This is a genomic window from Pseudomonas lundensis (assembly GCF_002269125.1).
GTDB classification, from domain to species: domain Bacteria; phylum Pseudomonadota; class Gammaproteobacteria; order Pseudomonadales; family Pseudomonadaceae; genus Aquipseudomonas; species Aquipseudomonas lundensis_A.
In genome coordinates this window covers 42,376-54,696 of record NZ_NQKI01000006.1, presented here as the reverse complement: position 1 = coordinate 54,696, position 12,321 = coordinate 42,376, and the positions used below count along the sequence as shown (strand labels likewise).

The 12,321-nt window shown below is 58.6% G+C and carries 9 protein-coding genes; 7 read left to right on the top strand and 2 right to left on the bottom strand.

Translation table 11 applies throughout. The annotated features are described in order from the left end of the window. Positions 1-10: 10 nt before the first annotated feature. Entirely contained in the window at positions 11-1,990 is a 1,980-nt protein-coding gene (gene mnmC, locus CJF39_RS05710; protein WP_094992555.1) for a bifunctional tRNA (5-methylaminomethyl-2-thiouridine)(34)-methyltransferase MnmD/FAD-dependent 5-carboxymethylaminomethyl-2-thiouridine(34) oxidoreductase MnmC, read from the bottom strand. A gap of 141 nt (positions 1,991-2,131) precedes the next feature. On the opposite strand from mnmC, the gene pap reads away from it, so the two are divergent. Continuing rightward, positions 2,132-3,646: a polyphosphate:AMP phosphotransferase gene (gene pap / locus CJF39_RS05705; RefSeq protein ID WP_094992554.1), complete on the top strand. Its 1,515-nt coding sequence runs from the start codon at positions 2,132-2,134 to the stop codon at positions 3,644-3,646. Positions 3,647-3,715: 69 nt separating this feature from the next. Here pap and CJF39_RS05700 read toward each other — a convergent pair whose 3' ends face one another. After that, on the bottom strand, positions 3,716-5,107 hold the full coding sequence (locus tag CJF39_RS05700; protein WP_094992553.1) for a class II fumarate hydratase: 1,392 nt from the start codon (positions 5,105-5,107) through the stop codon (positions 3,716-3,718). A 196-nt stretch (positions 5,108-5,303) separates the two neighbouring features. On the opposite strand from CJF39_RS05700, the gene CJF39_RS05695 reads away from it, so the two are divergent. The 6 genes from CJF39_RS05695 (at position 5,304) to CJF39_RS05670 (ending at position 12,285) form a co-directional block, all read left to right on the top strand. After that, positions 5,304-5,819, top strand: a complete 516-nt coding sequence (locus CJF39_RS05695; RefSeq protein ID WP_047277713.1) for a DUF2059 domain-containing protein — start codon at positions 5,304-5,306, stop codon at positions 5,817-5,819. An 11-nt stretch (positions 5,820-5,830) separates the two neighbouring features. Beyond that, the gene (locus tag CJF39_RS05690; RefSeq protein WP_094992552.1) at positions 5,831-6,136 is read left to right on the top strand and encodes a BolA family protein; all 306 of its coding nucleotides are present in this window, start codon (positions 5,831-5,833) and stop codon (positions 6,134-6,136) included. Positions 6,137-6,238: 102 nt separating this feature from the next. Further along, complete coding sequence (locus CJF39_RS05685) at positions 6,239-7,177, top strand: rhodanese-related sulfurtransferase (protein WP_094992551.1); 939 nt, start codon at positions 6,239-6,241, stop codon at positions 7,175-7,177. A 3-nt stretch (positions 7,178-7,180) separates the two neighbouring features. Beyond that, positions 7,181-7,816 carry a DsbA family protein gene (locus tag CJF39_RS05680; protein WP_094992550.1) on the top strand — a complete coding sequence of 212 codons (636 nt, stop codon included), beginning with the start codon at positions 7,181-7,183 and terminating at the stop codon, positions 7,814-7,816. Further along, positions 7,746-9,626: an ABC transporter ATP-binding protein gene (locus CJF39_RS05675; RefSeq protein ID WP_249275323.1), complete on the top strand. Its 1,881-nt coding sequence runs from the start codon at positions 7,746-7,748 to the stop codon at positions 9,624-9,626. Before CJF39_RS05680 ends, CJF39_RS05675 begins: the two co-directional genes overlap by 71 nt. A 202-nt stretch (positions 9,627-9,828) precedes the next feature. Then, positions 9,829-12,285 carry an EAL domain-containing protein gene (locus tag CJF39_RS05670; protein WP_094992549.1) on the top strand — a complete coding sequence of 819 codons (2,457 nt, stop codon included), beginning with the start codon at positions 9,829-9,831 and terminating at the stop codon, positions 12,283-12,285. Positions 12,286-12,321 lie beyond the last annotated feature (36 nt).

Here is a 12,321-nt window from a genome sequence, read left to right as displayed (position 1 = left end):
GGGTGAGCGCTTATAGCCTGCGCACCAATGCGCGTACCGCAAAGCGATTGGGGTGACAGGCGTGGGCCACGGCCCTTGGCATGGGCAACGGTTCATTATTGATCCATGCAGCCAACAACTCGCCCGACAGCGGGGCGGTAATCAGGCCGCGCGAACCATGGCCGCTGTTCACATACAGGCCATCCAGCCAAGGGCACGGGATGTCGGGCACCTGCCGGGCGTCCTTGCCCAGCACGGCATAGGCTTGGGCGAACGCTTCAGGTTCGGCCAGCGGGCCGACGATGGGCAGGTAATCGGGGCTGGTGCAACGGAAGGCCGCCCAACCCTGTAACGTCGCAGGGTCCAGGTTGCCCTTGCCGAGGCGTTGTACCAAGTCCGGCGAAATTTCTTCCAGCAAATCCAGATTGCCCTGATGGCCTTCAGGCGTGGTGGTTAAATCGTCGTTGTGAAAATCGAAGCTGGCACCCACCGTGTGCTCGCCAAGTCGGCCGGGGGCCACATACCCCTCGGCACAGACGACTGTTTTCAGTGCCGCACTGTCAGCCGTTTCGACCAACTGAGTGATCTGCCCGCGAATGCGTTTGAGCGGCAAGCCGCTGCTGGCCGGGAAGCGTTTGACCTCGGCGGCACCTGCCAATACCACCACCGACGCACTGGCCAGAACGCGGTCGTCCTGCAGCGCTTGCCACTGGCCATCCACGTTGTTGAGTTGCAACACGTCATGGTGGATCAAGACCTTCACGTTGGGGTGCAAGGTCTGAAACTGGCATAACGCAGGCGGGTGCACCCAGCCACCTTCGGGATAGAACAGACCGCCATGGGCTAACGCAACACCGGCCTTTGCTTGCGCCTGCGCCTGATCCAGCCAATGGACTAAAGCAGGAGAAAAGGCGTCGGCCAGTTGCGCCTGACGGTCTGCTTCCTTGGCATTAAAGCCCAGTTGCAGTACGCCACAGTCATCCCAGTCGCGGCCGCGCTGCAACTGCTCAAGCACGCGACGGGTGTAACCGAAACCACACACGATCATCTGCGACAGTGCGGTGCCGTGGGCGGAAAGCTTGAGGTACAACACGCCCTGTGGGTTGCCCGATGCTTCTTTGGCGAGCCGTTCGTGACGCTCCAGTACAGTCACCTTCCAACCGCGCCTGGCCAGGCTATTGGCACTGGCGCAGCCTGACAGTCCACCACCGATCACCAGTGCAGTGCGGGGCCCCTGGGGCTTAGGCGGGCGTGCGAACCAGGGTTTTTCGCCCGCGACTGGCACGGCTGTTTGTGGCGCGCCCAGGAACACGCCCCGCAGAATCTCCCACTTGTGCCCGATGCCGGGCGTGCGGCGCATCTTGAAGCCGGCCTCGTTCAAGGCGCGGCGCACCCAGCCGGTGCTGGTGAACGTGCTGATGGTGGCGTCGGGTGCGGCCAGGCGTGCCAACTGCGCAAACAGTTCGGGCGTCCACATGTCCGGGTTTTTCGCCGGGGCAAAGCCGTCCAGAAACCAGGCGTCGACCTGTGCATCCAGCTGCGGCAGCTGTTCCAGCACGTCACCGATCAACAAGGTCAGGGTGACCCGGCCATTGGCCAGGCTGAGGGTTTGAAACCCCGGATGAATGGCGAAATAGCTGGCCAGCAACTGTTCGCTGTAAGTCGCCAGTTCAGGCCATAGCCCAAGGGCGCGTTGCAAGTCCTCGCGGGTCAACGGGTATTTTTCGACACTGATGAAATGCAGGCGAGCGTCGGGCGGCGCGGTTTCGTCAAACAGCTGCCATGCGCACAGAAAATTAAGCCCGGTGCCGAAGCCGGTTTCACCAATCACAAATGGCGCGTTGGCGGGCAGGGCGGCAAAACGCTCTCTGAGGGCATTCTGTTCGATAAAGACATAACGGGTTTCCTCCAGACCCGATTTGTCCGAAAAGTACACGTCGTCAAACAGTCGCGAATGGGGGCGACCCTGGTCATCCCAGTCGAGCTGGGCATTGGGCATTTCAATTGTCATAGGGGGCTCGGCATCGGCAAGGCGGTCATTCTAGCGGATTGGCAGAAGCGGGAATTATCCCTGACAGGTGTGTGAGCATTCTTTCCTACGCATGACAGATCATTCCGCTAGTCTTGTGGGCATCTTGCCAGGGAGCTTTCCATGTTCGAATCCGCTGAAATCGGCCACTTCATCGACAAAGAAACGTACGACAACGAAGTGCCTGCGCTGCGCGAAGCCTTGCTTGAGGCCCAGTACGAACTGCACCAGCAGAAACGCTCTGCGGTGATTGTGTTGATCAATGGCATCGAAGGCGCTGGCAAGGGCGAAACGGTCAAGTTGCTTAATGAATGGATGGACCCGCGCCTGATCGAAGTGCGCACCTTCGATACCCAGACCGATGAAGAGCTGGCGCACCCTCCGGCGTGGCGTTACTGGCGTCAACTGCCGGCCAAAGGGCGGATGGGGGTGTTCTTTGGCAACTGGTACAGCCAGATGCTGCAAGGGCGGGTGCATGGCCATTTCAAGGATGCGGTGCTTGATCAGGCGATCAACGGTGCCGAGCGCCTGGAAAAACTGCTGTGCAATGAAGGCGCAGTGATTTTGAAGTTCTGGTTTCACCTGTCCAAAAAGCAAATGAAAGCTCGGCTCAAAGCCTTGAAAGACGACCCGCTGCACAGTTGGCGCATCAGCCCGCTGGACTGGCAACAGTCTGAAACTTACGACAAAGTGGTGCATTTCGGTGAGCGCATGATCCGTCGCACCAGTCGCGACTATGCGCCGTGGAACATCGTGGAAGGGGTGGATCCGTACTACCGCAGCCTGACTGTGGGCAAGATCCTGCTGGAAGGTTTGCAGGCGGCCATCAACACGCCCAAAGCCCGGGTGCGCTCGATCAGCGTGCCGCCATTGCCGGCGCATATTGATGGCAAGAGCCTGCTCGATTGTCTGGACATGACCCACCGTCTGGACAAGGACGACTATCAAGAACAGTTGATTACCGAGCAAGCGCGCCTGTCCGGTCTGATGCGTGACAAGCGTATGCGTCGTCACGCGCTGGTCGCGGTATTTGAAGGCAACGATGCGGCGGGCAAGGGCGGCTCGATTCGTCGCGTGGCGGCGGCGCTTGACCCTCGTCAATACAGCATCGTGCCAATTGCGGCCCCTTCGGAAGATGAGCGTGCTCAGCCTTACCTGTGGCGCTTTTGGCGGCAGATCCCGGCACGGGGCAAGTTCACCATCTTTGACCGCTCCTGGTACGGACGCGTATTGGTGGAGCGCATTGAAGGCTTTTGCCCGCCGCAGGACTGGTTGCGTGCATATGGCGAGATCAACGACTTCGAAGAGCAGCTCAGCAATGCGGGCGTCATCGTGGTCAAGTTTTGGCTGGCGATTGACAAAGACACCCAGCTGGAACGTTTTCAGGAGCGCGAAACGATCCCGTTCAAACGTTTCAAAATTACCGAAGAAGACTGGCGCAACCGCGAAAAGTGGGACGAGTACCGCACCGCCGTGTGCGACATGGTGGACCGCACCAGCACCGAGATTTCGCCTTGGACCCTGGTGGAAGCCAACGACAAGCGCTGGGCGCGGGTCAAGGTGCTACGCACAATCAATGACGCGCTGGAAGCCGCGTTCGAGAAGCGTGACAAGCACGATAAAAAGCGCAAGAAGTAAGGGCGGCAGAGGCGGCGCCTGACCTCGCAGCCACGCGCTGCGCAGCTGTGAGGGCAGGTGGGGCGGATGTCAGTGTTTGCCTGTTCCCAGCATGTTCTCGGGCCGTACCCACTGGTCGAACTCTTCGTCCGTCAAATAACCCAGCGCCAGTGCGGCCTCGCGCAGGGTCAGGCCCTCGGCATAGGCTTTTTTGGCAATTTCTGCCGATTTGTCATAACCGATATGCGGGTTGAGCGCGGTCACCAGCATCAGGCCGCGTTCCAAGTGTTCGGCCATTTTTGCCGCATCGACTTCCAGCCCTGCGACGCAATGCTTCTGGAAGTTGCTGCAGCCGTCTGCCAGCAATTGGATCGACTGCAGCAGGTTGTGGATGATGACCGGTTTGTACACGTTGAGTTGCAAATGACCCTGGCTGGCAGCAAAGCCGATCGTCACATCATTGCCCATGACCTGGCAGGCCAGCATTGACAGCGCCTCGCACTGGGTCGGGTTGACCTTGCCCGGCATGATTGAGCTGCCCGGCTCATTGGCCGGAAGTTTTATTTCGGCCAAGCCCGCGCGTGGCCCCGAACCCAGCAGGCGGAAGTCGTTGGCCAATTTCATCAACATGACGGCGAGGGTTTTGAGAGCCCCCGACAGGTTGGTTAATGGCTCATGACCCGACAGTGCAGCGAATTTGTTGGGGGCCGTGACGAACGGCAAGCCGGACAGCGCCGCCAATTCCGCAGCAATGGCCTCGGCAAAACCGTGGGGCGCGTTCAAACCCGTCCCGACAGCGGTGCCTCCCTGGGCCAATTCATAGACAGCGGGCATTGCCGCGTAGATGCCGCGTTCGGCGTAATCCAATTGCGCTATAAACGCAGACACTTCCTGACCAAAGGTGATCGGCGTGGCATCCATCATGTGGGTGCGTCCGGTTTTCACCTGTTTCATGTGGCGCGCCGACAGTTCTGCCAGGCCGCCGGTCAGTTCGCTGATCGCGGGCAGTAAGTGTTCATGCACGGCTTTGGCCACGGCGATATGCATGGCCGTGGGAAAGCAGTCGTTGGAGCTTTGGGAGCGGTTGACGTGGTCATTGGGGTGCACGGGCGACTTGCCGCCCCGGCCCTTGCCGGCCAGCTCGTTGGCGCGCCCAGCCAGCACTTCGTTGGCGTTCATGTTGCTTTGGGTGCCGCTGCCGGTCTGCCAAACGGCCAGCGGGAACTGGTCATCGTGTTCTCCGGCCAGCACTTCATCGGCGGCCTGTTCGATCAGGCGTGCAATGTCAGCAGGCAAGTCGCCATTGCGGTCATTGACCCGGGCCGCAGCTTTTTTGATCAGTACCAGTGCATGCAACACCGGCAGCGGCATTTTCTCGTTGCCGATGGCAAAGTTGATCAGCGAACGTTGGGTCTGCGCGCCCCAATAGGCCTCTTCCGGCACATTCACTTCACCCAGGCTGTCGGTTTCGATACGGCTCATCAGGCTGCTTCCTCTCAGAATGTGATCACTGAGCTTAGGCGTGTATCGGGGAAAGGGGTTCAATCTTTGGTTCTATCGACTTTTGTCGACAGGATGAACCTCCCCCTCTCAGCGCCGGGGTTGAGTGACACACTTTGTTAGGCGCAGAATGGGCGTCCTTGGGGTTCGACCTCGCTTGCTAGATAAAGGAAACTCGATGACCCGTCTTCGCGCCATCTGTACAGCAGTTGCTCTGGTATGCGCCAGCGGCCAGGTTTTTGCCGATGCTGCCAGCCACGCTGCCAGTGCTGAAACCTTCCTGAAGCTGGCCCATGCCGACAAGCTGGGTACCCCGGTATACATGCAAGTGCAGCAAATGTTCGCTCAGCGTTTTGAGCAGACCAAAGCACCTGCCTCCAAGAAAGCCCTGCTGGAAACCTACCAGGCCAAGGCCAACACCGCGCTGGACCAGGCCATTGGCTGGGACAAGCTGAAGCCGGACATGGTCAAGCTGTACACCACCAACTTCAGCGAACCCGAGCTCAAGGAACTGGTTGCGTTCTACCAGTCGCCACTGGGTAAAAAAGTGCTGGAAAAAATGCCTCAGCTGACGCAGCAATCGGCGCAAATGACCCAGGCCAAACTGGAGAGCGCCGTACCGGTGGTCAACAAGCTGCTGGCGGACATGACCGCTGAGCTGGAGCCAAAAGCGGCCCCGGCCAAAAAGAAGTAAGCGGAGCCTGAATGAACATGCAACAACGTATTGAATCGGCGCTGAGTGCGTTGCAGCCCGTGCACCTGAGCGTGCTGGATGAAAGCCACATGCACAGCCGCGGTTTGCAGACGCACTTCAAGGCCGTGGTGGTCAGCGAGCAGTTTGCCGGGCTCAACAGCGTCAAGCGTCACCAAAAGGTATACGCCACCCTGGGTGACTTGATGGGCGAGTTCCATGCGTTGGCCTTGCACACGTACACGCCTGAAGAATGGGCGAAAATCGGCACAGCCCCGGCATCGCCGACCTGTGCCGGCGGTGATCGCCCGTTGGCTTAATCTGCTGGCTTTTTGCTAGAATCCGCAGCGCGCCGCTTAGCCGGCGCGTTTTTTTTGGATCCGGTTCACCCCTTACGAGGGTAGCCACCTGGAGAGCGTCCCATGACTGCGCCAATCGTTGTCGCTGCACTGTATAAATTCGTCACCCTTGAAGACTACGTTGAACTGCGTGAGCCCTTGCTCAACGCCATGGTCGAAAACGGTATCAAAGGCACCCTGTTGATCGCTGAAGAAGGCATCAACGGCACGGTTTCCGGCAGCCGTGAAGGCATCGACGGGCTGATGGCCTGGCTCAAGAATGACCCGCGGATGGTCGATATCGACCACAAAGAATCCTATTGCGACGACCAGCCGTTCTACCGGACCAAGGTCAAGCTGAAGAAAGAAATCGTCACCCTCGGCGTTGAAGGCGTAGACCCGAACAAGAAAGTCGGTACCTACGTCGACCCCGAGAACTGGAACGCGCTGATTAGCGATCCAGAGGTGTTGCTGATCGACACGCGCAATGACTACGAAGTGTCTATCGGTACATTTGAAGGCGCTATCGACCCTAAAACCACCAGCTTCCGTGAGTTCCCGGACTACATCAAAGCCAACTTCGACCCGGCCAGGCACAAGAAAATCGCCATGTTCTGTACGGGCGGCATTCGTTGCGAAAAAGCCTCGAGCTACATGCTCAGTCAGGGCTTTGACGAGGTCTATCACCTCAAGGGCGGGATCCTGAAGTACCTCGAAGAGGTCCCTCAGGAAGAAACCAAATGGCAGGGCGACTGCTTCGTGTTCGACAACCGTGTCACCGTGCGCCACGACCTGACCGAAGGCGAATACGATCAGTGCCACGCCTGCCGCACGCCGATCAGCGCGGCAGACCGTGAGTCCGAGCATTATCAGCCGGGTATCAGTTGCCCGCATTGCTGGGACAAGCTGAGCGAGAAAACCCGTCGCAGCGCCATCGACCGCCAAAAGCAGATCGAACTGGCCAAGGCCCGTAACCTGCCACACCCGATTGGCCACAACTACCGTAAACCTGCCGAGGCCTGAGCCATGTCAGCGCGCCTGCTTTATGTGATGGACCCCATGTGTTCGTGGTGCTGGGGGTTTGCGCCCACCGCCCGGGCCTTGGTCGAGCAGGCGCAGGCGGCCGGTGTTGAGCTGCATCTGGTGGTTGGCGGGTTGCGTACAGGCAGCGGCTCTGCGCTCGAACCCGGCACCCGTCGCTACATTCTGGAGCATTGGCAGGCGGTCACTGAGGCCACCGGGCAGCCGTTCACCTTTGACGGGGCCTTGCCCGAGGGTTTTGTGTACGACACCGAGCCTGCCTGCCGGGCTATCGTCGCGGCGCGCAGCCTGGCCCCCGATTGTGCGTGGACCCTGCTGGGTTTGATCCAGCAGGCGTTCTACGTGCAGGGCCGAGATGTGACCCAGGCCAGCGTGCTGGTGGAGCTGGCCGAAACAGCGGGTGTGCCACGCATCGAATTTGCGGCGGCTTTCGACAGTGTGCAACAACATGCCGCAACGGCGGCTGATTTTACCTGGGTGCAGGATTTGGGCATCGCCGGGTTCCCGACGCTGTTGGCTGAACGCAATGGCCAGTTGGCCTTGCTAACCAATGGCTATCAAGCACTCGAGCCTTTGTCCGATCTGCTCGGACGCTGGCTGGATCGTGCCGCGCGTGCCTGACGCCAAGGAATCCCCTCTGACAACTTCCCAACCGGATCGCCTGACCTGGGCCGAAATCCGTCGACTGGCCCTGCGTCATAAAAAAGCGCTGTGGATCGCCAATGGCGTCGCAGTACTGGCCACCCTGTGCAGTGTGCCGATTCCCTTGTTGCTGCCCTTGCTGGTGGACGAGGTGTTGCTGGGCAATGGCGATGCCGCGCTCAAAGTGATGAATCAGTTTTTGCCGACCACATTGCAGTCTTCAGTGGGGTATATCGGACTGATGCTGCTGGTGACATTGATGCTGCGTTGTGGCGCATTGTTGTTCAACGTGCTCCAGGCGCGGCTGTTTTCGCGGTTGGCCAAGGACATCGTGTTTCGCATCCGCCTGCGATTGATCGAGCGCCTCAAGCGCATCTCGCTGGCGGAATACGAGAGCCTGGGCAGCGGGACCGTGACCACGCACCTGGTGACCGACCTGGACACCCTGGACAAGTTCGTGGGCGAGACCTTGAGCCGGTTTCTGGTGGCGATGCTCACGCTGGTGGGCACGTCGGCGATTTTGTTGTGGATGCACTGGCAGTTGGCGCTGTTGATCTTGCTGTTCAATCCGTTAGTGATCTACGCCACGGTGCAGTTGGGTAAACGGGTCAAACACCTTAAAAAGCTTGAAAACGACAGCACGGCGCGGTTTACCCAGGCGCTGACTGAAACGCTGGATTCGATCCAGGAAGTGCGTGCCGGCAATCGTCAGGGCTATTTCCTCGGGCGCCTTGGGCACCGTGCCAAGGAAGTACGCGATTTCGCCGTGGCCTCGCAATGGAAAAGCGACGCGTCCAACCGTGCCAGTGGGTTGTTGTTCCAGTTCGGGATCGATATTTTCCGTGCCGCTGCGATGTTAACGGTGTTGTTTTCGGATTTGTCGATCGGCCAGATGCTGGCGGTCTTCAGCTACCTGTGGTTCATGATCGGCCCCGTTGAGCAACTGCTGAACTTGCAATATGCGTTTTATGCGGCGGGCGGGGCAGTGACACGTATCAACCAACTGCTGGCCCGCGCTGACGAGCCGCAGTATCCCGGCGGTGCCGACCCCTTCACGGGGCGACAGACCGTCGGGGTGCAGGTACGTGATCTGTGTTTCAGCTATGGCGAAGAGCGGGTGCTGGATCACCTCAACCTGACCATCGCACCGGGCGAAAAGGTGGCCATCGTCGGTGCCAGCGGTGGCGGCAAAAGTACCCTTGTTCAGTTGCTGCTGGGGCTTTACACGCCTCAGTCCGGCAGCATCTTCTTTGCCGGCGACAGCCAGCCGGCCATCGGTCTCGATACCATTCGTGAGCATGTGGCCGTGGTCTTGCAACACCCGGCGCTGTTCAACGATACGGTGCGCGCCAACCTGACCATGGGCCGCGAGCGCACCGACGAGGCTTGCTGGCGGGCGCTGGAAATCGCCCAACTCGACGGCACCATTGCTACCTTGCCCCAAGGACTGGACAGTATTGTCGGGCGCTCCGGTGTGCGCTTGTCCGGCGGTCAGCGGCAACGTTTGGCCATTGCGCGCATGGTGTTGGCCGATCCCAAAGTGGTGATCCTTGATGAGGCGACCAGTGCGCTGGACGCTGCCACGGAATACAACCTGCATCACGCTTTGGGAAAATTCTTGAGCGGACGCACGACTTTGATCATTGCCCACCGCCTATCTGCGGTAAAACAGGCGGATCGGGTATTGGTGTTTGATGGCGGTCGCATTGCCGAGCAGGGCGATCACCAACAGCTCATGGCTGAAGGCGGCCTCTACGCCAAGTTATACGGGCACTTGCAGCAAAGTTGACCCGGTGGCGACGTTGCGTTTTCCCTGTTGAGTGCTTGAATCCCCAACATCAATCTCTTTTATGTGCCTGATTGCCTGCCCGTCGCGTTTAGAGAGGGTCAGCACGTCTGGTTGTTTTGGTTGTCAGAAATTGGCCTAGTCTCAAGTACCTGTGAGGCATTTTCTCTGGTTTTCATCCAGCAGTCTGAATGAAAGGGAACTCATGAAGCGTAAACGTGAACTTGGTACACCGCGGTTGCTGGGCATTGTCTGGCCGTTTATTGCGGTGGTTTTATTCCAGGCGTTATTAGGCTGCGTAAGCCTTTATATGCTTTCGGCAGTTCGGGGCTATGTAGCGGGCGAAAGCCTGTGGTCCAAGGGTCAAAAAGATGCCATTTACTACCTCAACCTGTACGCGGACAGCCGCGACCAGGCCATTTTTGATAAGTACCAGCAAGCCATCAGGGTGCCGCAAGGAGGCCACAATCTGCGCCTGGCGCTGGATCAGTCCCCCCCCGATCTGAATGCCGCCCGCGAAGGCATCTTGCAGGGAGGCAACAGCCCGGATGATGTGACGAGCATCATTTGGTTCTATCGCAATTTTCGACATTTCAGTTACCTGGATACCGCTATCCAAAAGTGGACGGTGGGTGACGATTACCTGATCCAGCTCGATAACCTGGCGCAGGAAATGCACCAAAAAATCAGTGCTAACCAGGCCAGCGATGCGGACGTGCAGCGCTGGAAGCGGCGGATTTTCGAGATCAACGAAGGCGTGACCCCGGCCGCCAAAGCCTTCAGTGACGCGCTGGGTGAAGGTTCGCGCTTTATTCAACAGCTGCTGATTGTCGTTAACCTGGCCACGGCCCTGATGCTGATTATGCTGGCCCTGTTGCGCACCCATAAAATCCTGGCGCAGCGCCGGGCCTTTGCCGAGGCGTTGCAGGTGGAGAAAGAGCGCGCGCTGGTGACGTTGGAGTCGATTGGCGACGGGGTGATTACCACTGATGTGAACGGTGCCATCGATTACATGAACCCGGCTGCCGAACAGCTCACCCACTGGAACTCCAGGCAGGCGCAGGGCGTGCCCTTGGCGGCGTTGTTCAGGTTGTTGGATGAAAATGCGCCTGATGATGGTTTTAAGCTGATCGACCATATTTTGAGTGGGCAGTTGGGCAATAGCAGCGATCACTCCAAGCTGATCCAGCGCATGGATGGCACCACCGTCGCCGTGACGCTGGTTGGCGCGCCTATTTTCAGTGCAGGCAAAGTCAGCGGCGCCGTGCTGGTGCTGCATGATATGACCCAGGAGCGGCAATACATCGCTAATCTGTCCTGGCAGGCCACCCACGATGCATTGACCGGATTGGCCAATCGCCGCGAATTTGAGTACCGACTGGATCTGGTGCTGCAAAACCTGGGGCGTCAACACGGGCGGCATGCGTTGATGTTTCTCGACCTTGATCAGTTCAAATTGGTCAATGACACCTGTGGCCATGCAGCGGGTGATGAGTTACTGCGCCATATCTGCGCGCTGCTGCAATCAGGCTTGCGCGAGGGCGATACGCTGGCCCGTCTGGGGGGCGATGAGTTTGGCATTCTGCTGGAGAATTGCCCGCCGGACATGGCGGAAAAAATTGCCGAGGGCTTGCGTCAGACCGTACAAAGTTTGCATTTTGCGTGGAAGGGTCGCCCCTTTCTCAACACCATCAGCATCGGTCTGGTGCACATCCATCAAGCCCCTGTGACGCTGGAAGGTTCGCTGCGCGCAGCGGACATGGCCTGTTACATGGCCAAGGAAAAAGGCCGCAATCGGGTGCAGGTCTACCACGCCGACGACTCCGAACTGTCCTTGCGTTTTGGCGAAATGGCATGGGTGCAACGCCTGCACGTGGCATTGGAAGAGAACCGGTTTTGCCTGTATTCACAGGAGATTACGCCGCTGGGGCAGGGCGTCGAAGGCGGGCACGTCGAGATTTTGCTGCGCCTGCACGACGAGTCGGGGCACATCATTCTGCCCGACAGTTTTATCCCGGCAGCAGAGCGCTATGGCCTGATGACATCCATCGACCGATGGGTGGTCGAAAACGTGTTCAAGGTGATTTCTGAATGTGCCGCGCAGGGGTCGGATCAACCGATGGCCATGTGCGCGATCAATCTGTCGGGCTCAACCATTGGTGATGAGGACTTCCTGCAGTTCCTGCACGAACAATTCGAGTGTTACGGGGTGGCGCCGGAGCGGGTGTGTTTCGAAATAACCGAAACCAGCGCCATTTCAAATCTGGGCAGTGCGATTCGCTTTATCAACGACCTCAAAGGGTTGGGTTGCCACTTTTCGCTGGATGACTTTTGCGCTGGCATGTCATCGTTCGCGTACCTGAAACATCTGCCCGTCGATTTTTTGAAGATCGACGGCAGTTTTGTGAAGGATATGCTGGACGACCCCATTAACCGCGCTATGGTTGAGGTTATTAATCATATCGGGCATGTTATGGGCAAACGCACTATTGCAGAGTTCGTTGAATCGCCGCAGATTGAGCAGGCATTGATCGAGATTGGTGTCGATTATGCTCAAGGCTACATCATTGAACGACCGCGATTGTTCACCTGTGACAGCCTGTTGTCCCGCCCCAAGCGCTCATGGCCATTGGCTTTAAAGGCGCCGGGTTCGTTGCGTTGACGTTGTGCAGGTATGTCTTAATCACCTCTCAAAAGG

Excerpts from the sequence above, each read along its gene's own strand:
- CJF39_RS05680 (WP_094992550.1), top strand. The coding sequence starts at position 7,181 with ATGTCAGCGCGCCTGCTTTATGTGATGGACCCCATGTGTTCGTGGTGC.
- CJF39_RS05685 (WP_094992551.1), top strand. The coding sequence starts at position 6,239 with ATGACTGCGCCAATCGTTGTCGCTGCACTGTATAAATTCGTCACCCTT.
- CJF39_RS05700 (WP_094992553.1), bottom strand. The coding sequence starts at position 5,107 with ATGAGCCGTATCGAAACCGACAGCCTGGGTGAAGTGAATGTGCCGGAA.
- CJF39_RS05695 (WP_047277713.1), top strand. The coding sequence starts at position 5,304 with ATGACCCGTCTTCGCGCCATCTGTACAGCAGTTGCTCTGGTATGCGCC.
- CJF39_RS05675 (WP_249275323.1), top strand. The coding sequence starts at position 7,746 with ATGGCTATCAAGCACTCGAGCCTTTGTCCGATCTGCTCGGACGCTGGC.
- CJF39_RS05670 (WP_094992549.1), top strand. The coding sequence starts at position 9,829 with ATGAAGCGTAAACGTGAACTTGGTACACCGCGGTTGCTGGGCATTGTC.
- pap (WP_094992554.1), top strand. The coding sequence starts at position 2,132 with ATGTTCGAATCCGCTGAAATCGGCCACTTCATCGACAAAGAAACGTAC.
- CJF39_RS05690 (WP_094992552.1), top strand. The coding sequence starts at position 5,831 with ATGAACATGCAACAACGTATTGAATCGGCGCTGAGTGCGTTGCAGCCC.
- mnmC (WP_094992555.1), bottom strand. The coding sequence starts at position 1,990 with ATGACAATTGAAATGCCCAATGCCCAGCTCGACTGGGATGACCAGGGT.